We start from the raw sequence: 26,181 nt of genomic DNA, 5'->3' as shown, positions 1-26,181 counted from the left end.
GTTCCTAAAACCTCATCAACATCATTCCCCAATGAACAGAAGATACTCATCCATCATGTGTGTCAGCAGGGCATTCTCGTCCTGACGTTTGTTCAGCCAGATACCAAGCTCCCCCGGTGTTTTACGCTTCAGATTCTCCTGCCAGTCTTCCAGCGGCGCGCCTAGCATTAAATCGTACCAGCACAGCCAGACGAGTTTGTATCGGTATTCCGGTGAGCTGAATTGCTGAAACAGGCTAATCAGCTTGTTCGCCAACGAGCGTTGCTTCAGGCGAATGCACTCGCCCAGTAAAATACCTTCCAGCATTGGATGTCGCAGCAGCAATAGTGTTTCTGTCTCCAGGCTGATGTTCAAATCGGTAGCGATTGATATTGAGGGCGGAGAGGGCTGCTGGTAAATCAGACGATACAGAGATTGCGGTACAACGGCATTCACCTGGCCGATGGTTGGGTAATACAGGCTGGCAATCATCAGGTGATGGCTGGCCTGAATGTTCGGGTGGCACATGCCATTAAGTATGGCGAGTCTGGTAATGCCGTTCAGCCAGCGCTGGTAATGGGTCAACAGGCTGTGATGACGTGTTTTTGTCTCTTGCATATTAAGAATCCTTGAAGGTTTACCCACCTCTGGCACCGTGCCGGACACGCGCAGCATGGTTCAGAAAGCAAAATGGAGGTCATTGTGATACTCGGGATTGGTCGATACGGCGCTGGAGCCAGGCTTCCACTTCACTTTGCAGCCAGCGGGAGCGGCGACCAAATTTGATGGGGGGTGGAAATGCGCCGTCTTGAATCAGCTTGTAAAACCATTTGTCGGTTAATCCGGTCAATTTGGTGATAAACGCCATATCGACGAATTGATCTTTGAGCAGGCTGGGTTCGCTGGTCATGGTGGTATTCTCCGGCTGGGTGATGGATACCGGAGTCGGTGGTTATCTGATGCTCCAGCCGACTCCGCCATACCAACCGGTCACGCTGTAAAAAAGATCCTCGGTGCAGGAAAATCTCCGTCAGCGCTGGCTGCAACCAAAAGCCCGGAGATGGTCCTCGTGGTGCTTGGTTGCGTTTTTTGCCATATACCTGAGCCGAAACATCAGGCTGGAATAGGTCCGCTCACTCTCTTCGCTGTTTACATCGAGCCAGTAGCAGGGGTTCTCAGGGAAATGCACCAGTGAACGGGCCAGTGGGGTGTCCGCAACTTTCATTCCCAATGCCCGGTTCCAGGCCGCAATGATCATCGTTGCCAGATTGGTGTCATCTGACAGGTAGTGCCCTGGTGACTGGTAAGTATCTTTATTCAGTAACAGCACCACATGGTAATGGGGTTTGTTACCAAACCAGTCAAATTCACGGCACCAGATATAGCGCAAATCAGTTTGGTGTACCCGAATGCCTGACTGCATTTTTCGATACCTTTGTGCTTCGAGCTGAGACGCTAATGACGCCATAAAGCGGCTGATAACGTTATTGCGTATTGCCATGCCCGATATATGGTCCCTGTCAGGAATGTGTAAATCTATTCTCAGCGCCAGTGTACGGGGGTGTGCCCTTAGCGCTTTGTGAAGGGTTTCCTCGATTCGGGCGACATAATGACGACATAGCGGCCCATAGGTTTCATCAACAATGATTTCTCTGTTCATCTCTCATCACTTCTTTGGGTTAAAGACATAGTGAGCGGAGATGATGTAAAAATATTATCAGGAGACTGTTCTGGTAAATGCGTGAGGGATTGGTATTGTCTTAGGGTGTTATTTGAATACTGTTTTTGATATGAAGTGAAGAATGGCCGTATATATATTACCAATCCGACAATTATGATTACTCCCTTTTATCTCCCCGGTTCAATAAAAGCCTTATCAGATGCACCACGGTTAGCAGATAATCTGGAGATAAATTTTCGGATGGTTACTCTGAAGTTAAGGATTGCACGGTGTTTTTATTTTTCCAGCTGTCATGATATTACGACGGTTGCCGGTTTTTGACTCCGTGCATTCGCCCCGAATCACTGCCCATATGGTGAAAACCGTCAATGACGGTTCATGTGGATAATCGGCTGACCGGCATACCTGACCACACCTCGCCACCATACTGGCACTTGCCCGTTCTCTCTGCTTACCGAGAAGCGATTTTCTCCGCATGAAGTCTTCCGTGCGCTTAACGCGTAACGCCCGGCTACGACCTCTTCGTGATGCCTCCCGTTGTTTCTGAGTATCAAAATGCTAATCTTGCAATATTTTGTTTTTAATTTATTTTTAGTTAAGGTTAATAACCTATTCTTGTTGGTGGTGCCCACATGCGGCAGTGCGGAAAGCACCCTGGCTGCTTTCGGGTGAACGCCTTGAGTCGTGGGTGATAGGGAAAACGGTGGGAGAACGTTTTACGATGGAAAAGCACACCAGGATTTGTTCGTTCAGTATCAGGAAAACCACGCTGGAGGCATTGGATAAGTACGTCGCTGCCCGTGGTAAACGATCGCGATCCGAGCTTGTCAGTGAATTGCTTGATTTTGCTATTGACCAGAAAAGGCACCCGCATGATGAAGACGATATTCCCAGCGATGGCATCATTCCTGAAAAAATAAGCATTAAATGGTATGAGTCTCTGTATTTTAACTCGCTACGGGATTATTTTTATTCCGGTGATTGCTGGTTTGAAATTAGTCTTGGCAGCGTTAGAATTTTTCAGGAAAACGCAGAGTATGATGACCTCACTGTCAAAATTGACGAGTTTTACGAAAGAATTATAAATGATATAAATATGAAGGTTGGCGAGGGGTCTTATTTTGCGCGTAAATTTATTAATGAAATAAAGGGTGATGGCGTAAAAATTCTAGCTGTAAGAATAAGTGGCAAAAAGAAACATGTTGAAGGCGTGGGGGAGGTCTGCGATTTCATATATGCTGTCACGCTGGTCAATGTCAAAGAAAATATAGATTCAAAAGATCATTTTTATCTGGATTATCACGCTATTCAGGTATTGGATGTGAGGGAAATTGGCCGGGCACCACTGAGTACGTTGGTGAGGAAAAAGAATAAACAGTTAGCACCAGGCTATCTCTACTGGATGCCCATCACGATTTTTCAAAACAAGATGCTTGTTATGGGCGTGAGAAGACGAGCTTTATCTGACCAGGCCATTGCGCTCGTGAAAAGCGATGATGTGATAATGGTAACAAACCAGGCAATACGCGTAAAAAAGAACAGAAAATAATACCGGGCTTCAACAGTGACGGTGAACCCAGGCCCTGCTTTAAAATATTTTCAGACAGATATCATCTCCCCGAACCTTCCCCTTAACGGCAGCGCCTCACGGTGCTGCCGTTTGTGTTTACCGAGGACATGATATGAATCATCAGGATGGGCCTGCGCCGTTGCGTCAGGCGTTGTCGGGGTTGCCGGAGTGGGTGACAGCGCAAATCTGGCGGCATATCCGGCAGTTGACCCACTACGAGCCGGTTATCGGCATTATGGGCAAGACCGGTGCGGGCAAGAGCAGCCTGTGTAATGCGTTGTTTGCCGGTGAGGTGTCGCCGGTCAGTGATGTGTCGGCCTGTACCCGTGGGCCGTTGCGCTTGCGCCTGAACGTGGGTGAGCGTTGCATGACGCTGGTAGACCTGCCTGGAGTCGGTGAAAGTGAACGGCGTGATGCGGAGTATGCCACGATGTATCGCCAGCAACTTCCGCATCTCGATCTGGTGCTGTGGCTGGTTAAGGCCGATGACCGGGCGCTGGCGGTGGACGAGCATTTTTACCATCAGGTGATTGGCGAAGCCTGGCGGCACAAGGTGCTGTTTGTGGTCAGTCAGGCGGACAAGATTGAACCCACTGAGGGCGGCATGAAGGCGTTGTCTGCCAAACAACGGCAGAGCCTTGCGCGCAAAATCACCCTGTTGCACACCCTGTTTTTGCCGGTGCACCCGGTCTGCGCGGTTTCGGTGCGGCTGCGCTGGGGGCTGTCGCACATGGCGGCGCTGATGGTGGCAAGCCTGCCGCGCGAAGCCAGCAGCCCGCTGGTCACACAGCTACAGCCGCCCCTTCGTAGCGAACGTGTCACTCAAAAAGCCCGCGATGATTTTGCCGATACGGTGGGCAGCACGCTCGATACCGTCAGCCGTCTGCCGCTGATACCGGCCACGGTGCGCACGCTTATCCAGACGCTGCGCGATACCGTGGTGTCCGTGGCTCGCGCTTTGTGGGCGGTGTTCTTCTGAGCCGTTAATTCTGCATTACCCATCTGTTTTCGTTTTCCGAGCCCGGTCGCCTGTGCGTCCGGGCTTTTTATTTTCAGCCATCTCAAGGAGTTCATCATGACCCGTCTGGCCTCGCGCTTTGGCGCAGCAAACCTTATCCGCCGTGACCGTCCGCTAACCCGCGAAGCGCTGTTTCGCACTGTACCCAGTGTGTTCAGTGAGGAAAAGCATGAATCCCGCAGCGAGCGATACACTTACATTCCGACGATTACCCTTCTGGATAATTTGCAACGTGAAGGCTTCCAGCCGTTCTTTGCCTGCCAGACCCGCGTGCGCGACGACAGCCGCCGCGAGCACACCAAACACATGCTGCGCCTGCGTCGGGAGGGGCAAATCACCGGCCACCAGGTGCCGGAAATCATCCTGCTCAACAGTCATGACGGCTCCAGTTCGTACCAGATGTTGCCGGGGATGTTCCGACAGGTGTGCCAGAACGGGCTGATTTGTGGCGAAAGTTTTGGTGAGGTGCGGGTGCCCCATAAAGGCGATGTGGTGGGCCGGGTGATTGAAGGCGCGTATGAGGTGCTGGATACCTTTGAGCGCATCGAGGAAAAACGCGATGCCATGCAGTCGTTGCTGTTACCGCCTCCGGCGCAATCCGCGCTGGCAAACGCCGCGCTGACGTACCGTTTTGGTGAGGCGCATCAGCCGGTGACGGCAGCGCAAATCCTGACGCCGCGCCGCTGGCAGGACGACCGGCAAGACCTGTGGACCACATTCCAGCGTATTCAGGAGAACCTGATAAAGGGCGGGCTGCCCGGTCGCAACCCACAGGGGAAACGGGCCCGCACCCGTGCCGTCAGCAGTATCGACAACGATGTGCGGCTCAACCGGGCGCTGTGGGTGCTGGCGGAGTCGCTGCTGCAACATGCCGACTAAATCCTGTTTGTGTTTTCAGGGAGACCCCCGATGAATCAACCGGTTTTACCGACCCCGTTTACCGAACATGAGCAGCGCATCATCCGCCGGGCCCAGCGCCTGCTGGAGCGCCACCTGCGCCAGCCAGGCGAGCCGTTTACCGCCTCCTCCTATACCCGAATGTGGCTGCAACTGCATCTGGCTCCGCTGGAACGGGAGGTGTTCATGGTGCTGTTTCTTGATAACCAGCATCGCCTGATAGACCGGGAAATCATGGCGCTGGGCAGCATTAATCATGTCGAGATTCCCGTCAGAGAAATCGTCAAGGCGGCCCTGCGCCACAACGCGGCGGCGGTGATCCTGGCACACAACCACCCGTCCGGCCATGCCGAACCGAGCACGCCGGACCGGGCGCTCACCGAGCGGCTGAAAAGCGCTCTTGAGCTGGTGGATATCCGCACGCTGGATCATCTGGTGATTGGCGGCAATCAGGTGGTGTCGTTCGCCGAACGTGGCTGGCTGTAATGCCTTTCACTGTCATTCCATTAACCTGTCAGGAGAAAAGTACCTTGTCATTATCGGATGCCCTGGAATGGGGACTTGAACACACTCTGAAACCGCGCTTTGGAGCCCGGCTGGTACAGGAAGGGTGTCACCTGCATTTTCTCGCCGACCGTGCCGGTGTGACCGGCACCTTCAGTGCAACCGTGGCCTGCCATCTGGAACACCGTTTCCCACTGCTGGTGAGACAACTGGAGCAAAAGCTTGTGACCGGTGAGCTCGATCCCCGCCGACAGCAACGCGTCACGCTGCATGACGGCGTACTGACCTGCGAGGCCGATACACTGGGCAGTGCGGGCTACGTCTATATCACGATTTACCCGACCACGGCGGCCACACCGGCAACCGCATTCCCTTCACCTTAAGCGTTTATCTTAAGAGAGCCTATCCATGCAAACACCATCCCCCTCCCCGGCGCGGGAGGCATCGTCATGCCTGTCACCTGTAAATGTCTGGCAACAGTTATTAACTTACCTGCTGGACAAGCACTACGGGCTGACGCTCAACGACACGCCGTTTTGCGAGGAAGCCGAGATTCAGGCCCACCTCGACGCAGGAGTTTCGCTGCCGGACGCCGTGAACTTTCTGGTGGAGCGCTATGAACTGGTGCGTATCGATCGCAGCGGTTTTAGCTGGCAGGAGCAAAAACCGTTTCTGAACGCGGTCGATATTCTCCGCGCCAGACGCGCCACCGGCCTGCTCAAGCCATAAAGACTGCGAGCCGCTTTCCAGTCACACAACGCCAAACCGATTTTTCTTTCTCCCCCGATGCATAATACGCCAGCCCTTACCGGCTGGCGTATTGGCTGTGATGTATGGACAACACACTATGCAAACTGAACCCGAGGTGTTAACCGACCACACCGAGCTGATTGGCTCGACCAACATTGCGCGTATCGTCACTGGACGTGATGCCGCGCTGCAACAGATAGAACAGCTTCTGACCCAGTTACAGGCCATTTCAACGCTAACGGCGACTATCGGTGGCGGCACCGTTGAAGACTGGGCATTGAAACCAGGGCATCGCTATGATTGCTGGCTGACAGAAACGCCTGACAAGGCGATGCCAGCCATTATCCGCACGCTGGACAGCCATATCTGGCGCGACCTGATGCTGAAATCCGGCATGTTGTCACTGATGGACGCACAAGCCCGCAGCCAGTGGCATAAGAATCTGGACGAGGGCGACCTGCCGACCATCAGCGAAGCCAATATTCTCAGCACGTTTGAACAACTTCACCAGAGCAAGCGGGAGGTATTCGAACGCGGGGTGATTAACGTATTCAAAGGGTTATCGTGGGATTACAAAACCAACCATCCTTGCTACTTCGGTAAGAAAATCATCATCAGTAATCTGGTGACGTACCACCGTTGGGGCTTTGGCCTGAACTGGGGCTGGCGACGCGATCAACTGGCCGATCTGGAGCGGATGCTGTCCTTGCTGGATGGCAAACCCATTCCTGATAACCGGGGTGATGTGACTATCCGGCTGATGAACCATATTCGTGATAATCCTCATCAGCAAGAATACGAAGATACGTATTTTAGTGTGCGTTACTTTCAGAAAGGCACCGGGCATCTCATCTTTAAACGCCCTGACTTAATCGATCAGATGAACGACATTATCGCCAAACATTATCCGGGGATGCTGGCGGCGAGGTGAGCGTATGACGTAGCAGGGATGCTTGATGCTGTACTTGTCACTGGTAGTGGTACTAACAAAATTATGCTATTTTAATAAGTGTTATTAATTTTTATTAAAAGGTGATTTCCATGGGACAGCCCGCAAAACAGACTATTAGTGCTCAGATACCCGCCGAGCTTGCTGCTGCGGTTGAAAGCCTGGCTATTGAATTGGATAGGTCGAAAAGTTGGGTGATTAAAGAAGCATTGACCGCAATGATCGAAGAGAGAGAACGTCAGCATCAACGGATTTTGCAAGGCCTTGCTGATGTTGATGCTGGAAGGGTGGTAAACCATGCTGATGTTCTCGATTTTGCCAATAAACTGAAAAAGTCGTAATCAATGGAAATACTTTGGACACAAAAGGCACAGGATGACCTAGAGCGCATTTATCGGTTTGCCAGCCAGTACAGTCGGCAGCATGCTGACGATGTGTTAGATCGCCTGTTCATCGGAACAACAGAGCTTGTTGATCATCCAAGAATCGGTGTATCTCAGACAAGATATGAACCCCGTGAGGTGAGAAAAATTCTGTTTGATGATTACGAGGTTCACTATGAAATTCAGCACAACACTATTTATATCGTCGATTTGTGGCATACACGAGAAGATCGCTGAATTATCGTTATCTTCGATAAGTATATGAAGGAGAACATGATGATGAGAGATCGTATTCAGTCTAGGCTGAAGAGTTCCACGCGTTATGTCTTCACTCGTGATGACTTCAAGGATATTGGCAGCTATGCCCAAGTTGGCAAAGTATTACGTAATCTGGTCAGTGAAGGTGTATTACTGAAGGTGGGCTACGGGGTATACACCAAAGCTCGTCAAAATAGTATTACTGGCAACATCATGCCTTCCGCACCAGGGGGATCTTCAGCCGTGATTATTGAAACTTTAGAGTGTTTAAATGTCCCTTATCGTTTCGTTGGTGCAACGGCAGCGTATAACAGCGGGAAATCCACGCAGATTCCTGTGTCTCTGGAAATAGAAACCCCGCTGAGTTTTAAAAGAGTGCTTAGCGTAGGGAACAGTAAATTAAATGCATGATGCTCTGGTGCAATGATATTGTCAGGTGCCAATCTTCCCTTCTAAAACATCTGCGCGGCTTCGAGTCCCAAATTTAACAATTTCAAGCGTTGGTATCTGTGTTGGTATAATGTCTTTAGTCTTTATTTTAATTAATATTAAATCAAGAGGTTACATGCAATGTGCGAGTCCGGCCTTCGCACCAACAGTATATAAATAGACGTCAACCGACGTCTTTTTTTATGCCTGAAATCCAGTAGTTATCTGTCTTGACTTGCTGAACGGCGCACTTTCTATGTGAGTTATTTCTATGTCGGTTGTTTTTATGTTGGTTGTTTGCACGATAGGCCGTACCGTGCGCGCGAAGTGTGTTATGGCGATAACGATGTGTCGGGGTTTTTCGGCCTGACCCGCAGTGCGTCAACCACCAGTGAAAATGCCGGGGAGGGTTGTTTGCGGCTGGGGTAGTAGAGGTAATAGCCGGGGAAGGGCTGGCACCACTCTTCCAGGATACGGATTAAACGGCCTTCTTTAATGTGCGAGCCAAATTCCTCTTCCGGTAAAAAGGCGATGCCTAACCCTGCCAGTGTCGCGTCAACGATATGCAAAGAGGTATTAAAAATGAGCTGCCCGCTGACGCGGACGTTTAAATCGCCGCCGTCTTGATCAAAATCCCATACATAGAGCCCTCCTGAGCGGATCATGCGCTGGTTAATGCATTGATGCTGGGTCAGTTCGTGCGGCGTTTTGGGAATGGGGTTGCGGGAGAAATAGTCTGGTGAGGCGACGGCAGCCATGCGTAATTGGGGGCCGATAGGGATGGCAATCATGTCTTTATCAATGGTGTCGCCAAGCCTTACGCCTGCATCGAAGCGGTCTGCCACGATATCTCTGAAGCCATGGTTGGCATCAAACTCTATGTGAATATCCGGGTATTCGCGTAATAACGGGCCCAATTTGGGTAACAGCGTAGTGCGTAGCACATCGGGGCCGCAGGTGATACGGACTGTACCACCAGGCTTGTCGCGCAGCGCGGTGAGCATATCCAGTTCGGCCTCAATGTCATCAATCCGACTGCCGATGGCTTGCAGCAAACGCTCTCCGGCAACCGTGGCGGAAACGCTGCGGGTGGTGCGGGTCAGCAAGCGAATCTGCATGCGAGATTCCAGCGCTGAAATCGCCTGACTGATCGCCGGTTGAGTGACGCCGAGCAGTGCGGCCGCACGGGTAAAACTGCCTTCACGAGCGACGGTCACGAAATAGAGCAGATCGTTCAGATTACGTTTCATCCAGCCCCCAGCATGCCCATTAATAACCCTTGCTTATAAGCCTATTAAGTATTCATTAGCTAGTCAGGATACACCCGCCGTGTAAGATTTTCAGCAGGAAAACAGCGTGTAACCGGGTACAGACCCGGGCGTGTAACCATGCCATTGAGGAGTCCATGCAATGAAAATTAAGGCCATTGGCGCGTATTCCAGTACGCAACCGCTGCAAATGATGGAGATTAGCCGTCGTGAGCCTGGCCCGCACGATGTCAGGATTGAGATTGCCTATTGCGGCGTCTGCCACTCTGATTTGCATCAGGTGCGCGCCGAATGGGCAGGGACGCGTTACCCCTGTGTTCCCGGCCACGAAATCGTGGGGCGTGTGTTAGCGACCGGCGAGCAGGTACAGGGGTTTGCGACCGGCGATCTGGTTGGCGTGGGCTGTATTGTCGATAGCTGCAAGCAGTGTGATGACTGCCACGATGGGCTGGAGAACTACTGTGACCATATGGTCGGGACGTACAACGCGCCGACCCCGGATACGCCGGGGCATACGCTTGGCGGATATTCCCAGCAAATCGTGGTGCATGAGCGCTATGTGCTGCGTATTCGCCACCCACAGGAACAACTGGCTGCCGTTGCGCCGCTGCTGTGTGCGGGGATCACCACCTACTCGCCATTGCGCCATTGGCAGGCGGGCCCGGGTAAAAAAGTCGGTATCGTCGGGATTGGCGGGCTTGGGCATATGGGCGTGAAGCTGGCCCATGCGATGGGAGCCTATGTGGTGGCTTTCACCACTTCTGCGGCGAAACGCGATGCCGCAATAGCGCTGGGGGCCGATGAGGTGGTGGTGTCGCGTGATGGCGCTGAAATGGCTGCCCACGCTGCGAGTTTTGATTTAATTATCAACACTGTGGCAGCACCGCATAACCTTGATGCATTCACCGCCTTATTAAAACGTGATGGCACCATGACGCTGGTTGGCGCACCCGCCTCGCCGCATGACTCACCTGAAGTCTTTAACCTGATTTTCAAACGCCGTTCGATTGCTGGCTCGATGATTGGCGGCATCCCTGAAACACAGGAGATGCTCGATTTTTGCGCCGAGCACGGAATTGTGGCCGAGATAGAGCTGATTCGTGCCGATCATATCAACCAAGCCTATGAGCGCATGCTTAGAGGTGATGTGACATATCGGTTTGTTATTGATAACGCCACATTGACGGCGTAATTCCCCACTGAGGACACTGTTATGAGAACGTTGCCCCTGTTGTTTGGTCTGTTGTTCACGACCTCTGCCGTGAGCGCCGCTGATATGTCGAATGGCGCGGATAATTTTTATAAAAGCGATAGCGTTACCCAACAAACGGTAAGCTTTAAAAACCAGTATCAGATGACTGTCACCGGCAATCTGTTTATGCCGAAAGGGCTTAATCAGGCGAGCAGGCATCCGGCGATTATCGTCGGCCATCCCATGGGAGCCGTCAAAGAGCAGAGCTCGAACCTGTATGCCCAGAAGCTGGCAGAGCAAGGCTTCGTGACGCTGGCTATCGACCTTTCGTTCTGGGGAGAGAGTGACGGGCAGCCGCGTAATGCCGTTGCGCCCGACCTTTACGCAGAGGCGTTTAGCGCTGCCGTTGACTATCTTGGTACGCGTGAATTTATCGATCGCAACCGTATTGGCGTGCTGGGCATCTGCGGCAGCGGCAGTTTTGCCATCAGTGCCGCCAAGATTGACCCGCGCATGAAAGCGATAGCGACGGTGAGTATGTATGATATGGGGTCGGCGAACCGCAATGCGCTGCACCACTCTTTAACGCTGGCGCAACGTAAGCAAATTATTGCTGAGGCAGCCGAACAGCGTTATGCCGAATTTACCGGCGGCGCGATTAAATATACCGGCGGTACGGTGCATAAAATTGAGGCCGATACACCCGATGTGCAAAAAGAGTTTTATGATTTTTATCGCACGCCGCGCGGTGAATTTACACCGAAAGGTTCGTCACCGCAGGTGACAACGCACCCGACACTGACCAGCAACGTGAAATTCATGAATTTCTATCCGTTTAACGATATTGAAACTATTTCACCGCGTCCGATGCTGTTTATTACCGGCGATAACGCCCACTCGAAAGAATTTAGCGAGGATGCGTATAAACGCGCAGCCCAGCCGAAAGAGCTGTATATCGTACCGGGTGCGGGCCACGTTGACCTCTATGATAGAACCGGCTTAATTCCATTTGCGAAATTGACCTCGTTCTTTAAAGCTAATCTAAAGTAATAATATTAGTGTGATGTCAGGCCGCCGGAAGAAGGCGGCCTGATGCTTGCGGTAATACATACTCTGGAGCTTAACCATGCAATATTGGCGACCGGCTATTGTGACGTTGATGGCCCTGTTCTCCAGCGGGTATCTTTATTGCAGTGATGCCGCACCGTTAGGCCATCAGCCGGATGCATCGATAAAGGAAAATACCATGCGAGTGAAAATGACGATTCATCAGCAAATATTTGACGTTGAGTTATACGATAATCCGGCGGTGACGGCCTGGCTAAAACAGTTGCCGCTCACGCTCCACATGGCGGAGTTGAATGGCAATGAAAAATTCATCGACCTGGCCGACCCCTTACCGATAAACCCGCAGGCTCCGGGCCTGATTCAGCAAGGCGATTTGATGCTGTACGGCTCAAAAACGCTGGTGTTGTTCTATGCCACCTTTCCTACATCCTATCGCTATACTCCGCTTGGCAAGGTCATCGCGCCGCAGATGCTGGCGCAGAGTCTCGGCACGCAGGCTGCCACCGTCACGTTCTCGATCCCTTGAGTGTGTATCGCTGTTTTTTCGCCTGAGCCCCGCCATTCTTTCGCGCAAACATTCCGGTATTACCCTATTTTCTCCTGATTTGACGCGCTAAAAAATGACGAACTAATGGGGGTGGATGTTCGATTGGTTTTTTCTGGCAAGATTCGAGGGTCGGTTTGACTTATCAACAGCTATCGTTCATGTTTCTCTTATTCTTTCTGAGTAAGGCGCTGTTGATTATTATCATGAAGTTACTTCCATTTAAATCAGCCTATACGCGGCGTTTTGTTCGTGACTCGGCACTGATGTTTTCGATTGGTTTTATTCTCTCTTTTTATCCCGGAGCGGTGCTAACTTTATTCTTGTCTTTTATTCTTCTGATATGGGTTGTAGTCCGGCTAATCCAATTATTGTTTACCATTTTTTCTGGCCTGTTTGCCAAGGCCGCTGCCGATATGGGTTTGTTTTTGGTGTCTGTGATTGTTCTCATTATTTCTGTGGGAGAAATGGACACGATTCATGTCGCCATATTATATCCTTACTATATTATGAAGATTCGCTCTAATAATACATCATCGGATAAATCCATGATATTGGAATCTACTGATTATGGCCCCGGTTTTCATAGCTATATCTATGATGAAAGTGGTGATGAAATTAATAAGCGCTCTTTGGATGATGAAGGTATGACGGTTCATATAGAGCACATTTTTGGACCGTTTTTTACCCGAAGCGATCTTTTTTGATGGCGGTACATTTTATCTAAAGTGAATAAATTGACTGGCTTGATGGAAATCGGTGTTCATCACGCCAGTGTCATGCCTGTTCGTTGTCTATGCCTCAGCAATCATTTACCTGCCACCAGCGCATCTCCGAGCCCTTGCCTGTTTTTCCCGCTGTACCACCGAAGAGAATTCCGCCGTGCCGAATTATGGTGTGAGGACATTTATTGGCGGGAGGAACACCATGAAAGGCTACCATATAAAAGAGCAGTACCGACGTAAGTCCTGGGTACGTAGCGAGAGCACCGATACCGAAGTGGCGGCGTTGCGCTACTTACCGGATTTGTTAAATACGCTGGCATTGTCGATGCCGGTGCCTCCTTCAGTGATGACGCGTGAGATTGAAGGGGAAACTTTTTTCGATATTCTCTACCGCTGTGACTTCAATGCCCGGCAAAACATTCATCAGATTGAGAAAATTTTCTCAGAAAAAGAGGCGTTTACTCCTGAGTGGCTGTCAGGTGCCGACCTTGCTTTGCCGGTGATAGCCTCTGAGCCGCATCCTCTGGATGAGCGCCATTACCTGTTGCTGGGGCTGGATCTCTTCGCCGCCAGCGATGCACAAACCCTGCGCACCGCTGCGCAAGGGTGGGACGATACACACCTGACCGGGAAAGCGCTGTCCGCGAGCCAATTTTTGGAGCTGAAACCCCAGCCGGTTTGCCTGTATGCCGGGGTGTTACACGGCCACGCCGGGGAAGCGCTATCACACGCGCAATTAATTGGCTGGCTGGAACGGATGCTACAGCTGTTCGGCCAGCCTGAAACCACGGTGGTTGCATTGGCTCCGGTTGCCGACAAGACCGGGTTTGACGGCTGGTTCGGTTTATATCGCTCTGCTGAGTCTGATAAGACTGCATTGCAGTGGCGTCCTCTATCGATGCTGGTAGCAGAGCCGTCTTTCTGGCTGGCGATGAAACACACCGGTCAGGCGCATAATGTCTACGTCAGCGCGATGGGGGCCGCCACTTATGCTGGCGGTAAATAATCCCATTAGGCGTGCAGGGATGATGTCTGGTACAAAAAGCGGCACAGCTGCAACGCCATGATTATCATGTAACAACCAATCAGGCTGTCGATAATGCGCCATGTCACGGGTTTGGCGAAATAGCGTGAGCAGGCGGCGGCGGTGTAGCCAATGGTGTAAAACCAAAGCCCTGAGGCGCTGATGGCTCCGGCCAGATAAAACAGCTTCAATTCCGGGGCGATAGCCGAAGAGATGCCGCCGATAATTGCCACGGTGTCGAGATAAACATGGGGATTGAGCAAGCTGACGGCAAGCGTCGCACCGATAACGGTTCGGCGCTGCCGCAGGCTTTCAGCGCTGGTGGCAAGCGTCAGTTGATGGTTGCCGCGCCAGGCGCTTTTCAGCGCGTTATACCCATACCACAGCAAAAAGATAACCCCCGCCAGCGTCAGGGTGATGAGGGCGGGCAGGCTGTCGTTAATCATTTTACCCAGCCCCAGTACGCCAAGCGTCATTAATAGCATGTCGCATAAAAAACACACCGAACTGACCCAGAATATATGTTCCCTGCGCATACCCTGACGCAGCACGAAGGAGTTCTGGGCGCCGATGGCAACAATAAGGCCAGCGCTGCTCATAAAGCCGGTAATAAAAACAGGTATCGACATGATTGGCTATCTCTAAAGCGATAAGACGGACAGGGGTGAACAGTGCATGCTGTTGCGGCACAGCGGGGATAATGGCGGGGTTTTTATTATAAGGCCAATCAATAAATTTAATATATTATTAGCCTGTCTAATAATAATGGGCTTAATCTGACATCCTTAAAGGCGCACAAAAACAAGGTCAGACGGCTGACAAACGCATGAAGTTCAGGGCGACGCCTCTTTGCCGCGTCAAAAACGGCGCGATGGTGGCCGACGTCGCCGGGTGAGCCACATCGACGTAGCGCAAGTCCGAACCACGAAGGCGAACGCCGAAGGTCGCACGTGTCATGAAGCAGCAGCCAAGAAATTTATTCACTGACCTAACAAACTTCACCCTTCACAAGGCCACCTCGCTAGTTGCCAACAGCCTCAGGCTGTTAGCGTTTTACGAAGATATGTTCACGGTGATAACGCAAATGGGCCGGGTTAGGCATATAACACGCCTGCGCAGGTAATTGCAGCGGTTTGCCTTCGTAAGCCGCGAATAAGTCAGCGGTTGCCGAATTTTTGCGTTTTTTTAACTGCGGCGATAGCAGCAGTTCCAGATTATCGTTAACTGCAATCAGGCCGATATCAAAAGCCTTGTCGTGCAGGGCAGAAAGGCACAGGCCGTTGCTGGGGTCAAGCCGGTGTTCCGGCGCTTCGCGCCACGGCACAATGTGGCTGGCGATGAGTAACGCAGGCTCCTCAAGCCCGGTAATGCAGCAACGCTCGTGATAAGCGCTCAATACCCGTTTACGAAACAGTTGCTGGCCGATGCGGGTATTGACCGTGCGCTGGCGCTCCTGGCCGTAATAATCGGCAGGCGTTTCCTGGGCCGATGGTGCGTAGCGCATAGCGGCATCTGACGGGAGTAGCGCCGCCATCGCCTGTTGGCATTGCCGTTCGAAGGCATCGGGATCGCAGTCCATCTCCTGCCACAGCTCCCGGTCCATTTTTGAGACCTGTGTGAGCCCACTGCGGCCTGACTCGATAATCATCGGGTCGAGGCTGGCAAGATTCACCAGCTTCATCGCCAGTGCCGCAGGGGTTCTGCCGATAAGCGCAGCATAGTGTTTAATGTCGGCGTTACGGGCGTGCAGTTTGCCGAACGGTAACTGGCTGTAGAGTGTAAAGGCAATCAACAGCTGTTCGCGCGTCCAGCGTGAAGTCGCGGCCATGTTATTCCTGTTCGTTAACACAAGACGTTATTAGCAGGTGTTAACTATGCCAGGTCAGGCAGAAAAAATCATGGCGCTCATCAACCCGATAGCGCACAAATTGCGTTTTGCATCAATTGCTTCATCGGTTTAAACCCAGTAGGGTAGCGGAACAACAACACGCGCAGCAATAACGTGTAACCACCCCCTTTTTCGTCTGTTTTTTTGGATGCTATCTTGAATATGACAACGTCTTCACAGGCTTCCTCCGTGGCTGCGGACGGTTTGCCAATGCCTGCGCGTATCGGTGCAGTGCTGACCATTGCCTTCGGTATTGCCATGGCGGTGCTCGATGGCGCGATTGTAAACGTGGCGCTGCCGAGTATCGCGGCTGATTTTAACGCCAGCCCGGCGTCATCTATCTGGATAGTCAACGCCTATCAATTGGCGATAACCATGACGTTACTGTCACTTTCGTCACTGGGCGACCGCATCGGCTATCGCCGTATTTATTTGGTTGGATTGGTGCTGTTTACGCTGACCTCGCTCATTTGCGCCTTGTCTGATTCTCTGACGACGCTGACGATTGCCCGCATCCTGCAAGGGTTGGCGGGGGCGGCGTTGATGAGTGTGAACACCGCGCTGATTCGGCTCATCTACCCCAAAGATAAGCTTGGGCGTGGCATGGCGATTAATTCGCTGGTGGTGGCGGTGTCGAGCGCGGCGGGGCCAACGCTTGCCGCCGGTATTTTGAGTGTCGCGTCATGGCAATGGCTGTTTGCCATCAATGTGCCGTTTGGTCTTGTCGCATGGGGATTGGGCTGGCGCTTCTTACCGCGTAATGAGGGGCTAAAAGCGCAACGTTTTGATACGACGGGCGCGTTGCTCAACGCACTCACGTTTGGGCTGTTCTTTATCGCACTCGGCGGTTTTGCCCAACAGCAGAGCGGCTGGCTGACGCTGGGTGAGCTATTGCTGGCGTTACTGATTGGCCTTTACTTTTTTCGCAGCCAGCTTGGTCAACAATCGCCGCTGTTACCGGTTGATTTGTTGAAAATCCCGGTATTTGCACTCTCTGTTGCCACGTCTATCGGTTCATTTTGCGCGCAGATGCTGGCGATGGTATCGCTGCCGTTTTATTTCCAGCACGTGTTGCACCTCAATGAAATTGAAACCGGAATGTTATTGACGCCCTGGCCGCTGGCGACGGTCGTCATCGCTCCGCTGGCGGGCCGACTGATTGAACGGGTGAATGCCGGTGTGTTATGTACGCTTGGCCTGATGATGTTTTCACTGGGGCTCTACTCGCTGGCCTGGCTGCCTGCTTCGCCCGGCTACTGGGATATTGCGTTGCGTATGATGCTGTGCGGCGCGGGGTTTGGTTTATTTCAGTCACCCAATAATCACACCATTATCAGTGCGGCACCGCGCCATCGTAGCGGTGGGGCCAGCGGTATGCTGGGTACTGCGCGTCTGGTCGGACAGACCAGTGGTGCAGCGCTGGTGGCGCTGATGTTTAACCTGTTCAGTACACAGGGGACTCAGGTGGCATTGCTGGCCGCAGGCAGCTTTGCGGCGCTGGCAGCGCTGGTGAGCGGGCAACGCATTGCGCGCTTGTCGCCGCGTTGAGCGCCTGTGGCCGCATTGAATGTTGGCGAAGCCTGTCAGCCGCGCTGTTGTTGCGCCGCCTGACAGGCATAAACCTAACCCGGAGCGAAGACGGATGCGGTCAACCGAACCGTCTTCATCCGAGGGGTGTTGGCATGAAGGGGATTATTCCTGCACGGTTTCCGCATAAAAAACGAAACCGTTTTGCACTTTTTTATATTTCTTCAGCTCGGGCATTTGAGTATACAGCTCACCGGTTAAATCATAGTGATTCAGCATGTTGGTATAATCAGTCTGTTTGATAACGGAATAAGAGGGCTCAGTGCTGGGGTGCATCCAGTAATTATTATCTTCACCGAGTAAAATTGTACCGCTCACCACAGTAATACCGACATAATTCTCAGGAACTTTGGTGGTCTTTTTGATGCTGTGTTGCAGCTCCCGGGTCAGCTCGGATTCAATTGTCGTTAAATTGGTGTCTTTTATTTCGATGTCGGTCGAGGTCGATACTTTGACATAATATTCGCCTTGTACGCTGGCGCTATATTTTTGGTCTAGCATATGTTCGGTGACTTGCTTATAACTATCGACAGTTTTCTGATGTGAGTCGGTATATTCTTCCAGCTCTGTAAACGGTGCAACATAACTGAGAATAAAACCGACTTTTTCTGCAACGACTTTTGATGGCACATAATCTTTAACATAGGTGATATCGAGCGCATCAACCCGCGAACCGGAACGGCCACCGATATAAAGAACGCGCACGTTCTCTAAAACATGTGCCCCACCGCCGTTGCCGCCACCGCCAAGGCTTGTGCCTTTGTTGGTGGTAAATTTCACGTAATCTATTTCGGAGCCTGAACGTAGGTCAACCCGGTTAATATATTCATTATTTCCAAGGGTAATCGCACCTAAAGCACTGCCACCGTTCCCGCCGTGATTCTCGTCATTAATCTGTATTTGATCAACACGGCTGCCGGTTCGCAGGCCAAGTTTGTAAACAACTTTATGTATGAACGGGCTTCCACCATTGCCGCCATAGACAGAGGTGATAATTGCAGACATGTTGCGCTCCTTTTTTGACTATATTTTTATTCACCCGATATCGTGCCGGGTGGTAGTTATTTCAATACGTGTTAATGGCGGTATTGGCCATTTTTATTGAGTGAAGAGGTTATGTTGAATGTATTTTTACGCTAATTAATGCATGGTGATTTCAGGCCTTAATATTGTTCTGGTTTTATGAGTGTAGAATTTCATTTTGGTAATACAAGTTTTTATAAAACTGTCTTTGTCAGAAAATGATAACGAGTTGTATGCGTTGGTTTTTTATTTTTCTGAAAGATGTAATTATATGAGTGATATTATTCACTCACCGGTTTGGATAATGTTATTTGGGATAATAGGTTTTGCGTTATTCGCATAAAAAATTATGCGTAGCATCAATCAGCCTGTCATCAGGATACGTCAGCAGGCGTTTGTCTCATGCGAGCCTGGCGTCACAGTGCGCCACGTGAGCGCACTGAGCAGGTTATTTTTGCAATGTGGCCTGTTTGAGCGTCGAGAACAGCCGTTCCTTGTCCTGTTCAGACAGGTGTTTTTGCGTCACGGCGTGGAGAAACGCCTTGTGATTCAGTTGGCTGAGAGTCCCTCCTTGCTGGCGCAGTGTCTCAGCCAGTTGCTGTAGCAGGGCGGCGTTCAGTGTGGCGATGCTGGCCCGAACCTCGTCTAACGGACGGGGCTGCCAGTTTGTTTCCGGCGTGGCGAGCCAGTCCGCGCGATAGCGATACTGAATGGCTTTCGCCGCATCCATTTGTGCCTGAATAAACGGCGTCACGGAATCGGCATCCAGCCCGTACTGTGTGGCTTGCTGACGGCTGGCTTTCAGTACGTTCTCCTCCTGCTGTAAATCTTCAATGGCTAAATGGTGAGCGGCTTTGTAACCTGCGACATCCTTCATGTAGCTAAGGCGTTGATTGACCTGCGCAGCCAGATCGTGGCTCTGTGCGGCCAGCACACTGGTGCTTATCAGGCAGGCGGCAAGGCATATTGTCCGTAACATGGTCTCTCCAGATGATAAAAGGGCGTTTTTTCAGGAAAAAATCTGTATTGCCGGGCAACGAATAGCGGCCTGCGACGGCAGGCAATACCACGTCATTGCACGCAACACACCGTATGTAACGTAAAGCGTGAGGGCTGGCGATGATCGATTCGTAACCAAACGTAGCGCTGGGTGGCATGTTGCCATGTGGTTTACTGGTGTTATTTTGTCATTTGTAATGATTTATTTTTGGTACTAATGCGATGGGCAGAGCACCGACGGTGTCTTGCTTGCGTGCGGGCTCCTGTGGGAGCCCGCATGACATTCTGGCTGGGTGAGGGCGTCGGGATAACGTTTTTATACGCCTGGACATAGATTGACACGCTCAGGCCGCCTGTCTTATGCCGCATGGTCTGGCTGGGTGGCGCAGAGTGACTGTGCAACTGATTTTCGCCGCAGGCCAATCAGCAACCCTATCCCCGCCAGCAAAGAGAGCGCGATGGCGAAATACAGACAATACATTAATGGCCAACGGTAATACTCGCAGAAAAAGAGCATCCCTCCCGCCAGCGGCAAAACCGACTGGTTAAGCATCATTATCAGCGAAGAGACGCTGGCCAGCCGGTCGGTCGGGATTAGCCTTAATCGCAGGCTGCGCATGATGTTGCCGGTAAAAACCTTGCCGATAATGCCAAGCGCATAGCAACTGATAAAGAGCACTGGCTGTGTGAGTGAACGGGTGAGTAACAACGATGACGCGACAATGAAAATGAGCCCCAGAGCCAGCAAACGTTCACGGCTCAGGTGTTTTAGCGCGCTGGCGTACAAGAGTGTAGATAAAAAGCCTGCGACACCGGCACACAAATCGATAAAGCCAAAATATTTTACTGACAAGCCCATATATTGTTCAATTAATGCCGCCCCGCTGGATTCAACTAACCCATCAAACAGGTTATTTCCCATTGCCAGCAAAATCATCAAAATAATAAATGGGCGTTTTAGCATCGATAACGAAGTCATAAGATAATTAGATGCTAAATAGGCTGTGTTTTCTTTATTATCGTGTGAATATTCTGATGTGTAAGTAAACAGCCGAGAGGTTAGAAAATAATAGGCGTTGCATAAATAGAGCGTTGCAGCGATATACAATAACGTAATGAAACTGTATTCGTATAGCAGCATACCGATAACCGGCCCAAATACCATACCGAGCAGATCCAGTCGGGTGAGCAGATTGGCATCCCGATCCAGTTGCTGACTGCGTAATGCAATCAATTTTTCCATGGCGGTTAGCGTCTGGGCATTACCGATTGAAATGCAGGCGCCGAGCAGACCGGCGGCAATACTCAGGGTCAGCGGTTGGTCTGCAAAGTTCAGCACCAGGCATAGCAGCAGGCAGCCAAAGGCTTTGGTCGCATCAGAGGCGATGGATACCGGACGAATACCCAAACGATCAATCAGTGACCCCAGCGCCGGGATTAGCACGATACGCGGCAGCCACCATAATGCATAAGAGAGGCCGGAATAGCTCATACTATGGGTTTCTGCATACACCATGACGGGAATAAGAAATACCATCAGGCCATCGGCAATAAAGACCAAAGCAAGAAAGAAAAGCAGCAAAGGGTTCATTGAATAAATACCCCCGATATCTCTGGCATTCTGCAAGTTGCACAAGAAAATGCTGTTAAGCGCACTGTTGGATAGGCGCTGTACTGTGCCGATTTATCATGCTATTACGCTGGCTGGGTTATTACGACAATAGGCCGTTTCCGCATAGGGCAACGCCGTAGCATTAAAGTCACTTGGTTATTCAGAGTGAGAAATATATCAGGCCATGTTTTGTAAATTAAAAAAATGACGTAAACATAAATGAAAAATAAACGTCGCCAAAAAACAGAACAGGCTAAATATAGTGTTGTGATGTCTCTAATGTAAATGTTTATTTAATGGCTACCGCATTTATTGCCAGCGAGCCAAATCGTGTTTTCAACATAATATCGAATGACATGACAGCCGTTGTATCCGTTTGGCGATGGGGTGTCGGGTTCACCGTAACACATGGGCAAACCGCCATGGCCAGACGCGCCGCTGCCCGGCGCGCGCTATCCGCTGGAATATGAGGTAGATAACAGCGTGTAAATTTTCCCTGGCAGAGTGGCGCAAGATCACGTCATTTAATACGAAATCATGTTATCGATAAGCGTTTGTTTGGGGTCGGGAAGAGGCGAGCATGAGAGCGCAAACAAGGGAAAGTACCTGCCAGGATAAAGCTTCCGGCAATCAGAGTTTGGTGAGAGGGTTTCTGCTTATCGATATTCTGAGCAATTACCCGAACGGGTGCCCGTTGGCGCATCTGGCTGAATTGTCCAATCTGAATAAAAGTACGGTACACCGCTTACTACAAGGGTTGCAGGCGTGCGGCTACGTTACCCCGGCGCCAGCGGCGGGCAGTTATCGTTTGACCACCAAGTTTATTGCCGTCGGGCAAAAGTCTCTGGCTCCTCCTGAGGTCATCAGGCAAGCGGTGCCGCTGTTGCAGCGGCTCAATGCCACGACGGGGGAAACGGTGAATTTCTCGCTACGCGATGGCGATCACTGCATTTTAATCCATAAGCTTGAGCCGACGACCGGTATGCTCCGTACCCGCGCCTACCTTGGTCAACAGATGACGCTGTTTAGCTCCGCGATGGGCAAGCTTTTTCTGGCAGATGACGTGCCGGGCGCATTTTTGTCTTACTGGCAGCGCCAGCAGCCGAATTTACGCAAGCTCACGCCCTATACCATTACCGAGCAGGCGCGAATGAACCAGGAACTGGAATGGGTGCGCCAGCAAGGGGTCGCGTTTGACAGAGAAGAACATGAGGCTGGCGTGTTCTGTATTGCCGCGCCGGTGCTCGATGCCCACCATAAGGTGCAATATGCTATCTCGCTGTCCATGTCGGCGGTGAAATTGCGGCAAGTCGGTGAAGCGAGGCTGCTGGAGCCATTACGCCAGACGGCGCAGGCGTTGTCGCTTGCGCTACAGCAACAGTCCGTCGCCTGAAATAAACGTTGATCGTTTAGGCGACCAGCCAGCAGGAACCTGGGGTGTAAAAATAAAGGCCGGGTCAATGACCCGGCCTTTAGCATAAATACCCGGTAGCGAGGCTATCGCTTAATTAAGGCGCAGCCTGGATGAGCTGTTATTGGTGCTTTTCAACTGGAAGATACGCACCGAGTCACGCAGCTGCTCGCTTTGCTCAGTCATTGACTGCGCAGCAGTCGCCGCTTCTTCGACCAGCGTCGCATTCTGCTGAGTCACCCGGTCCATCTGTTCAATCGCGACGCCGATTTCACGAATGCCCTGATGCTGCTCGGTGGATGCCATCGAGATTTCAGCAACAATGTCTGTCACTTTGGTAACAGAGCTGACAATTTCATCCATGGCATGGCTGGCGGTATCGGCATGACGCGAGCCGTCGGTGATTTTCTCCACCGTGCCTTCGATAAGGGTTTTGATCTCTTTTGCGGCGTTGGCGCTCTTTTGCGCCAGGTTGCGAACTTCACCGGCTACCACGGCAAAGCCTTTCCCTTGTTCCCCGGCGCGTGCGGCTTCAACGGCAGCGTTCAGCGCCAGTATGTTGGTCTGGAAGGCAATACCTTCGATCACGGCAATAATATCGACAATTTTCTGCGAACTGTCGGAGATTTCATGCATACGCTTGAGCATGTCATCCACGACATTGCCGCCATGCACCGCTGTTTGTGAGGTCTGGCGCGCCAGCTCACTGGCCTGATGCGCATTCTCGGCGTTACGTTTCACCGTTTCGGTGATCTGCTGCATGTTAGAGGAGGTCTGCACCAGTGATGCGGCCTGCTCTTCGGTACGCTGCGACAGGTCATTATTTCCCTGTGCAATTTCGTCGGCCACCTGAGACATCGATTCACTGCCCTCGACGATGCTGTGAATGGTTTCGGCCAGTCTGTCGTTCATGAATTTGATGGTTGCCAGCAGGCTGGTGGTGTCGCCTGCGCGCAGTTCGATAGGTACGCTCAGGTTGCCGGATGCCACCTCATGCATGATGGCGGCCGCGTAAGTGGGTTCACCACCCAACTGACGAGACAGGTTACGCGCAATCATGGTGGCAATGACGATGGTGGCGATCAGCGCCAGCACCAGCAGGCCACACAGCACATATAAGGCGCTCTGGTAGCCTTTTTCCGAAACTGCACCGGCTTCTTCTCCGGCTACAATTTCGCTGTTCACCAACTGCGCCAAATCTTTCATCAACTGAGTACGGTATTTAGAGGAGACTGCACCGCTGATTTTGCTGGCCTCATCCAGACGGCCACCGTTAACGGCATCAATCACCTTGACGTTAACATCAACGAAGTTCTTGAAGTTATCGACCACTTGATTAAACAGCGCTTGTTTATCCTGCGGTGCATTTTTCAGCAATTTGGCATAGTTAGCCTGTGCATTGAGAAAAATATCCTGATTTTGCAGCAACTCTACGCGGTGCCCTTCGACTTCCTGCGGGGTTTTCGAGGCGATGTATTGCACCTGCTGCAGTCGAATTTCAGACAGTACGCCGCGCATTTCCAGCGCGTAACGCAGGCCCGGCATGCGATCATTTTTGAAATGACCAATATTGTCATTGCTGGAATTAAGCTGATAAATCGCGACGACGCCAAGCACTAGCATCATGGCAATGAGAACCGAGAACCCGGACAGGAGCTTGGCGAAAACGGTTAATTGCGAAAATTTCTTCATAGTTGTTTTCTTTTCTGGGAGGGAAAGTGTCTTTAGTAACGGCAGAATAGTGCAAAAATTTACGGCTCGCATGAGAGCAAGTCATCATTTTGGTAAAATGTTTTTTTATTTCTGAAATGTGTTTTTGTGATTCTGGCGTGAGATTTTTGTACTTTGCTGTATTTTTGACTTTTTTGCGGTGGGTGTGATTCGTTAATCTTCTGTTTTTATTGAAGATACTGAGATTTTTACTGCGTCGTTTTTTTCTTTTTTCCTACCAGGAAAATATTTATCGCACTAACGATTAATGTGCCCATCAATCACTGGCGTAATCATCGCTGCCGTGAGCATGGCGGGCGATGGCTGAGGTGCATATCATGAGTATGATTACTCTTCGCCAGGAAATGGCAGGTTGCCCTGCCGGGCGCTTATTCCAGCCAAAATACCTGTTTGAGTTCAGTGCTGACCGGGCTGTTATCTGCATTGGCGGGCATCAGGTCTTTCATATGGTGCCACCAGCGTTGGCAAACCTCGGTTTGCGCAATCGCATTCCAGCGCTCTTCCGATTCGATTTCCACATAACCGAACAGCAGGTGGCGCGTCGGGTCGAGAAAAATACTGTAGTGATGAGCGCCGTGCGCTTTTAATACGGTTTCCAGCTCAGGCCATATCGGATTGTGCCTGCGCTGATATTCCTCATGGCAGTCAGGGAAGACCTGCATTACAAAGGCTTTTCTTAACATTGCTCGGTTGTCCTGTTGTAGCTGTCCTGTTGTGGTTGTCATGTATCCATTCGCGTGATGCCAGGTTGACGGCACATCCCTGTTTGCCATGTCGAGGCTGTCGTGTGTGGGATTTCACCATTACAACCCACAATTACCGCGACCGACACGGCATCCTGAACCGATTAACGCCGTTGTTACTCGCCGTATTTTAATGCGGCTTCCATCGGTGTCACGCCAAAACGCTGGCCAAGGGCAAATTAACTCTTCGGTGGCGATAGTCTGTTTTTTTTCACCCATTGAGCGCACTTTTACCATCACTTCAGCGGATTTTTCCGCTGTGTCGATCAGGCCAAAGGCGTCATCCAGCGATGGGCCCGTGCCGAAAATACCGTGGAACGGCCACAGTACCAGCGAGTGGTGTTGCATCTGTTCTGCCGTTGCGGTGCCGATGGCATCCGTACCGGGCACCATCCACGGTACAATACCCACGCCATCAGGAAAGACCACCAGGCACTCGGTGCTGCCTTCCCATAATTCACGGGTGAATGCAGCGCTGTTGAGTTCCAGCACATAACTCAGGGCAATCAGGTTGGTGGCGTGGCAATGCATGATGACGCGATCGCGCCCGCCGCTCACATCAATGCGCACACAGTGTGACTGAAAGTGTGCAGCCAGTTCGGATGTCGGCAGCCCGCCATTGCACAGCCCCCAGAAAATGCGGTAGCCCGCGCCATCGTGGTCAACTTGCAGTAACACCAAATTATCCGCCGGGTCTAACTGGACATTGCGAAAGAATTTGCCCGATCCGGTGACGATAAACCACTGGTTTGCCAGTTGCGGCATCGGTTGCGACAGCGCTTCGTGGCGCGGCTGAGGGTAAAAATCACTCTCAAACGGCGTCACATCTGACTGCTCAAGGCGCAGGCTGATGTTGCCGCCGTTACGCTCATCCCAACCTTTTAACCACATATCGCTGGTGGCTTTGATCATTCCCTGTACAAACCAGGAGGAAACTATTGATTGCAT

The 26,181-nt window shown here is 51.5% G+C and carries 28 protein-coding genes and 1 pseudogene; 17 read left to right on the top strand and 12 right to left on the bottom strand.

Going from position 1 to position 26,181, the window contains the following annotated elements; all coding sequences use genetic code 11:
• Positions 1-21: 21 nt before the first annotated feature.
• From O1Q98_RS09300 to O1Q98_RS09290, 3 genes are all read right to left on the bottom strand, one after another.
• On the bottom strand, positions 22-597 hold the full coding sequence (locus O1Q98_RS09300) for a hypothetical protein (RefSeq protein WP_125258093.1): 576 nt from the start codon (positions 595-597) through the stop codon (positions 22-24).
• Positions 598-676: 79 nt separating this feature from the next.
• Positions 677-889, bottom strand: a complete 213-nt coding sequence (locus tag O1Q98_RS09295; RefSeq protein WP_125258094.1) for a helix-turn-helix transcriptional regulator — start codon at positions 887-889, stop codon at positions 677-679.
• 120 nt (positions 890-1,009) lie between these two features.
• Positions 1,010-1,639 (bottom strand): inovirus Gp2 family protein, encoded by a 630-nt coding sequence (locus O1Q98_RS09290; protein WP_278143553.1) that lies wholly within the window; start codon positions 1,637-1,639, stop codon positions 1,010-1,012.
• 742 nt (positions 1,640-2,381) lie between these two features.
• On the opposite strand from O1Q98_RS09290, the gene O1Q98_RS09285 reads away from it, so the two are divergent.
• The 10 genes from O1Q98_RS09285 to O1Q98_RS09240 all read left to right on the top strand — a co-directional run bounded on the left by O1Q98_RS09285 (position 2,382) and on the right by O1Q98_RS09240 (position 8,400).
• Entirely contained in the window at positions 2,382-3,209 is an 828-nt protein-coding gene (locus O1Q98_RS09285; RefSeq protein ID WP_278143551.1) for a CopG family ribbon-helix-helix protein, read from the top strand.
• Positions 3,210-3,342: 133 nt separating this feature from the next.
• Entirely contained in the window at positions 3,343-4,209 is an 867-nt protein-coding gene (locus tag O1Q98_RS09280; RefSeq protein ID WP_033576640.1) for a GTPase family protein, read from the top strand.
• A gap of 96 nt (positions 4,210-4,305) precedes the next feature.
• On the top strand, positions 4,306-5,127 hold the full coding sequence (locus O1Q98_RS09275) for a DUF932 domain-containing protein (RefSeq protein ID WP_278143547.1): 822 nt from the start codon (positions 4,306-4,308) through the stop codon (positions 5,125-5,127).
• A 30-nt stretch (positions 5,128-5,157) separates the two neighbouring features.
• Complete coding sequence (radC, locus tag O1Q98_RS09270) at positions 5,158-5,631, top strand: RadC family protein (protein ID WP_278143545.1); 474 nt, start codon at positions 5,158-5,160, stop codon at positions 5,629-5,631.
• The gene (locus O1Q98_RS09265) at positions 5,631-6,032 is read left to right on the top strand and encodes a type IV toxin-antitoxin system YeeU family antitoxin (RefSeq protein ID WP_240632698.1); all 402 of its coding nucleotides are present in this window, start codon (positions 5,631-5,633) and stop codon (positions 6,030-6,032) included. The genes radC and O1Q98_RS09265 overlap by 1 nt, the downstream gene beginning before the upstream one ends.
• A gap of 25 nt (positions 6,033-6,057) precedes the next feature.
• Positions 6,058-6,378, top strand: coding sequence for a TA system toxin CbtA family protein (locus O1Q98_RS09260; RefSeq protein WP_102802208.1), 321 nt, complete (start codon positions 6,058-6,060; stop codon positions 6,376-6,378).
• A gap of 118 nt (positions 6,379-6,496) precedes the next feature.
• A complete protein-coding gene (locus O1Q98_RS09255; protein WP_278143540.1) occupies positions 6,497-7,330 on the top strand; it encodes a DUF4942 domain-containing protein in 834 nt (277 codons plus the stop codon).
• 110 nt (positions 7,331-7,440) lie between these two features.
• Positions 7,441-7,689, top strand: a complete 249-nt coding sequence (locus O1Q98_RS09250; protein WP_012883160.1) for a CopG family ribbon-helix-helix protein — start codon at positions 7,441-7,443, stop codon at positions 7,687-7,689.
• A gap of 3 nt (positions 7,690-7,692) precedes the next feature.
• Complete coding sequence (locus O1Q98_RS09245; protein ID WP_012883161.1) at positions 7,693-7,968, top strand: type II toxin-antitoxin system RelE/ParE family toxin; 276 nt, start codon at positions 7,693-7,695, stop codon at positions 7,966-7,968.
• A gap of 36 nt (positions 7,969-8,004) precedes the next feature.
• Positions 8,005-8,400, top strand: coding sequence for a DUF6088 family protein (locus tag O1Q98_RS09240; RefSeq protein ID WP_125258124.1), 396 nt, complete (start codon positions 8,005-8,007; stop codon positions 8,398-8,400).
• 350 nt (positions 8,401-8,750) lie between these two features.
• On the opposite strand, the gene O1Q98_RS09235 is transcribed toward O1Q98_RS09240, so the two are convergent.
• Positions 8,751-9,668, bottom strand: a complete 918-nt coding sequence (locus O1Q98_RS09235) for a LysR family transcriptional regulator (protein WP_125258125.1) — start codon at positions 9,666-9,668, stop codon at positions 8,751-8,753.
• A 160-nt stretch (positions 9,669-9,828) separates the two neighbouring features.
• Between O1Q98_RS09235 and O1Q98_RS09230 the strand changes: the two genes are divergently transcribed.
• The 5 genes from O1Q98_RS09230 (at position 9,829) to O1Q98_RS09210 (ending at position 14,221) form a co-directional block, all read left to right on the top strand.
• A complete protein-coding gene (locus O1Q98_RS09230) occupies positions 9,829-10,878 on the top strand; it encodes an NAD(P)-dependent alcohol dehydrogenase (RefSeq protein ID WP_125258126.1) in 1,050 nt (349 codons plus the stop codon).
• 21 nt (positions 10,879-10,899) lie between these two features.
• Positions 10,900-11,928, top strand: coding sequence for an alpha/beta hydrolase (locus O1Q98_RS09225; protein ID WP_125258127.1), 1,029 nt, complete (start codon positions 10,900-10,902; stop codon positions 11,926-11,928).
• Positions 11,929-12,004: 76 nt separating this feature from the next.
• Positions 12,005-12,472 (top strand): cyclophilin-like fold protein, encoded by a 468-nt coding sequence (locus tag O1Q98_RS09220; RefSeq protein WP_240632702.1) that lies wholly within the window; start codon positions 12,005-12,007, stop codon positions 12,470-12,472.
• A 224-nt stretch (positions 12,473-12,696) separates the two neighbouring features.
• Entirely contained in the window at positions 12,697-13,197 is a 501-nt protein-coding gene (locus O1Q98_RS09215; protein WP_125258128.1) for a hypothetical protein, read from the top strand.
• Positions 13,198-13,417: 220 nt separating this feature from the next.
• Positions 13,418-14,221: a hypothetical protein gene (locus tag O1Q98_RS09210; RefSeq protein WP_125258129.1), complete on the top strand. Its 804-nt coding sequence runs from the start codon at positions 13,418-13,420 to the stop codon at positions 14,219-14,221.
• Positions 14,222-14,226: 5 nt separating this feature from the next.
• Here the strand turns inward: O1Q98_RS09210 and O1Q98_RS09205 are convergent, their stop codons facing one another.
• Both O1Q98_RS09205 and O1Q98_RS09200 read right to left on the bottom strand, forming a co-directional pair.
• Positions 14,227-14,868 carry a LysE/ArgO family amino acid transporter gene (locus tag O1Q98_RS09205; RefSeq protein ID WP_125258130.1) on the bottom strand — a complete coding sequence of 214 codons (642 nt, stop codon included), beginning with the start codon at positions 14,866-14,868 and terminating at the stop codon, positions 14,227-14,229.
• A 416-nt stretch (positions 14,869-15,284) separates the two neighbouring features.
• Positions 15,285-16,067, bottom strand: a complete 783-nt coding sequence (locus O1Q98_RS09200) for an HNH endonuclease (protein WP_125258131.1) — start codon at positions 16,065-16,067, stop codon at positions 15,285-15,287.
• A gap of 222 nt (positions 16,068-16,289) precedes the next feature.
• Between O1Q98_RS09200 and O1Q98_RS09195 the strand changes: the two genes are divergently transcribed.
• Complete coding sequence (locus tag O1Q98_RS09195) at positions 16,290-17,675, top strand: MFS transporter (protein ID WP_125258132.1); 1,386 nt, start codon at positions 16,290-16,292, stop codon at positions 17,673-17,675.
• 144 nt (positions 17,676-17,819) lie between these two features.
• Here the strand turns inward: O1Q98_RS09195 and O1Q98_RS09190 are convergent, their stop codons facing one another.
• The 3 genes from O1Q98_RS09190 to O1Q98_RS09180 form a co-directional block, all read right to left on the bottom strand.
• Complete coding sequence (locus O1Q98_RS09190; RefSeq protein ID WP_125258133.1) at positions 17,820-18,719, bottom strand: jacalin-like lectin; 900 nt, start codon at positions 18,717-18,719, stop codon at positions 17,820-17,822.
• 466 nt (positions 18,720-19,185) lie between these two features.
• A complete protein-coding gene (locus O1Q98_RS09185; protein WP_205744234.1) occupies positions 19,186-19,716 on the bottom strand; it encodes a chorismate mutase in 531 nt (176 codons plus the stop codon).
• A 378-nt stretch (positions 19,717-20,094) separates the two neighbouring features.
• Positions 20,095-21,327, bottom strand: coding sequence for an MFS transporter (locus O1Q98_RS09180; RefSeq protein WP_125258134.1), 1,233 nt, complete (start codon positions 21,325-21,327; stop codon positions 20,095-20,097).
• A 601-nt stretch (positions 21,328-21,928) separates the two neighbouring features.
• Between O1Q98_RS09180 and O1Q98_RS09175 the strand changes: the two genes are divergently transcribed.
• Complete coding sequence (locus O1Q98_RS09175; RefSeq protein ID WP_125258135.1) at positions 21,929-22,741, top strand: IclR family transcriptional regulator; 813 nt, start codon at positions 21,929-21,931, stop codon at positions 22,739-22,741.
• Positions 22,742-22,852: 111 nt separating this feature from the next.
• Here the strand turns inward: O1Q98_RS09175 and O1Q98_RS09170 are convergent, their stop codons facing one another.
• The 3 genes and pseudogenes from O1Q98_RS09170 to rhaD all read right to left on the bottom strand — a co-directional run bounded on the left by O1Q98_RS09170 (position 22,853) and on the right by rhaD (position 26,181).
• Positions 22,853-24,451 (bottom strand): methyl-accepting chemotaxis protein, encoded by a 1,599-nt coding sequence (locus tag O1Q98_RS09170; RefSeq protein ID WP_125258136.1) that lies wholly within the window; start codon positions 24,449-24,451, stop codon positions 22,853-22,855.
• A gap of 407 nt (positions 24,452-24,858) precedes the next feature.
• Positions 24,859-25,173 carry an L-rhamnose mutarotase gene (gene rhaM / locus O1Q98_RS09165; protein ID WP_125258137.1) on the bottom strand — a complete coding sequence of 105 codons (315 nt, stop codon included), beginning with the start codon at positions 25,171-25,173 and terminating at the stop codon, positions 24,859-24,861.
• 176 nt (positions 25,174-25,349) lie between these two features.
• Positions 25,350-26,181: pseudogene (gene rhaD / locus O1Q98_RS09160) on the bottom strand (rhamnulose-1-phosphate aldolase).

It is taken from the genome of Dickeya lacustris, assembly GCF_029635795.1.
Lineage (GTDB): Bacteria > Pseudomonadota > Gammaproteobacteria > Enterobacterales > Enterobacteriaceae > Dickeya > Dickeya lacustris.
The sequence above is the reverse complement of the archived record's forward strand: the minus strand, read 5'-3'. Positions and strand labels throughout refer to the sequence as shown.

What these genes read in the sequence shown, in the direction of transcription:
- O1Q98_RS09250 (WP_012883160.1), top strand. Translation starts at nt 7,441, where the DNA reads ATGGGACAGCCCGCAAAACAGACTATTAGTGCTCAGATACCCGCCGAG.
- O1Q98_RS09260 (WP_102802208.1), top strand. Translation starts at nt 6,058, where the DNA reads ATGCAAACACCATCCCCCTCCCCGGCGCGGGAGGCATCGTCATGCCTG.
- O1Q98_RS09195 (WP_125258132.1), top strand. Translation starts at nt 16,290, where the DNA reads ATGACAACGTCTTCACAGGCTTCCTCCGTGGCTGCGGACGGTTTGCCA.
- O1Q98_RS09180 (WP_125258134.1), bottom strand. Translation starts at nt 21,327, where the DNA reads ATGAACCCTTTGCTGCTTTTCTTTCTTGCTTTGGTCTTTATTGCCGAT.
- O1Q98_RS09230 (WP_125258126.1), top strand. Translation starts at nt 9,829, where the DNA reads ATGAAAATTAAGGCCATTGGCGCGTATTCCAGTACGCAACCGCTGCAA.
- O1Q98_RS09275 (WP_278143547.1), top strand. Translation starts at nt 4,306, where the DNA reads ATGACCCGTCTGGCCTCGCGCTTTGGCGCAGCAAACCTTATCCGCCGT.
- O1Q98_RS09235 (WP_125258125.1), bottom strand. Translation starts at nt 9,668, where the DNA reads ATGAAACGTAATCTGAACGATCTGCTCTATTTCGTGACCGTCGCTCGT.
- rhaM (WP_125258137.1), bottom strand. Translation starts at nt 25,173, where the DNA reads ATGTTAAGAAAAGCCTTTGTAATGCAGGTCTTCCCTGACTGCCATGAG.
- O1Q98_RS09295 (WP_125258094.1), bottom strand. Translation starts at nt 889, where the DNA reads ATGACCAGCGAACCCAGCCTGCTCAAAGATCAATTCGTCGATATGGCG.
- O1Q98_RS09170 (WP_125258136.1), bottom strand. Translation starts at nt 24,451, where the DNA reads ATGAAGAAATTTTCGCAATTAACCGTTTTCGCCAAGCTCCTGTCCGGG.
- O1Q98_RS09245 (WP_012883161.1), top strand. Translation starts at nt 7,693, where the DNA reads ATGGAAATACTTTGGACACAAAAGGCACAGGATGACCTAGAGCGCATT.
- O1Q98_RS09300 (WP_125258093.1), bottom strand. Translation starts at nt 597, where the DNA reads ATGCAAGAGACAAAAACACGTCATCACAGCCTGTTGACCCATTACCAG.
- O1Q98_RS09280 (WP_033576640.1), top strand. Translation starts at nt 3,343, where the DNA reads ATGAATCATCAGGATGGGCCTGCGCCGTTGCGTCAGGCGTTGTCGGGG.
- O1Q98_RS09215 (WP_125258128.1), top strand. Translation starts at nt 12,697, where the DNA reads ATGAAGTTACTTCCATTTAAATCAGCCTATACGCGGCGTTTTGTTCGT.
- O1Q98_RS09175 (WP_125258135.1), top strand. Translation starts at nt 21,929, where the DNA reads ATGAGAGCGCAAACAAGGGAAAGTACCTGCCAGGATAAAGCTTCCGGC.
- O1Q98_RS09205 (WP_125258130.1), bottom strand. Translation starts at nt 14,868, where the DNA reads ATGTCGATACCTGTTTTTATTACCGGCTTTATGAGCAGCGCTGGCCTT.
- O1Q98_RS09185 (WP_205744234.1), bottom strand. Translation starts at nt 19,716, where the DNA reads ATGTTACGGACAATATGCCTTGCCGCCTGCCTGATAAGCACCAGTGTG.
- O1Q98_RS09265 (WP_240632698.1), top strand. Translation starts at nt 5,631, where the DNA reads ATGCCTTTCACTGTCATTCCATTAACCTGTCAGGAGAAAAGTACCTTG.
- O1Q98_RS09290 (WP_278143553.1), bottom strand. Translation starts at nt 1,639, where the DNA reads ATGAACAGAGAAATCATTGTTGATGAAACCTATGGGCCGCTATGTCGT.
- radC (WP_278143545.1), top strand. Translation starts at nt 5,158, where the DNA reads ATGAATCAACCGGTTTTACCGACCCCGTTTACCGAACATGAGCAGCGC.
- O1Q98_RS09220 (WP_240632702.1), top strand. Translation starts at nt 12,005, where the DNA reads ATGCAATATTGGCGACCGGCTATTGTGACGTTGATGGCCCTGTTCTCC.
- O1Q98_RS09200 (WP_125258131.1), bottom strand. Translation starts at nt 16,067, where the DNA reads ATGGCCGCGACTTCACGCTGGACGCGCGAACAGCTGTTGATTGCCTTT.
- O1Q98_RS09255 (WP_278143540.1), top strand. Translation starts at nt 6,497, where the DNA reads ATGCAAACTGAACCCGAGGTGTTAACCGACCACACCGAGCTGATTGGC.
- O1Q98_RS09190 (WP_125258133.1), bottom strand. Translation starts at nt 18,719, where the DNA reads ATGTCTGCAATTATCACCTCTGTCTATGGCGGCAATGGTGGAAGCCCG.
- O1Q98_RS09225 (WP_125258127.1), top strand. Translation starts at nt 10,900, where the DNA reads ATGAGAACGTTGCCCCTGTTGTTTGGTCTGTTGTTCACGACCTCTGCC.
- O1Q98_RS09240 (WP_125258124.1), top strand. Translation starts at nt 8,005, where the DNA reads ATGATGATGAGAGATCGTATTCAGTCTAGGCTGAAGAGTTCCACGCGT.
- O1Q98_RS09285 (WP_278143551.1), top strand. Translation starts at nt 2,382, where the DNA reads ATGGAAAAGCACACCAGGATTTGTTCGTTCAGTATCAGGAAAACCACG.
- O1Q98_RS09210 (WP_125258129.1), top strand. Translation starts at nt 13,418, where the DNA reads ATGAAAGGCTACCATATAAAAGAGCAGTACCGACGTAAGTCCTGGGTA.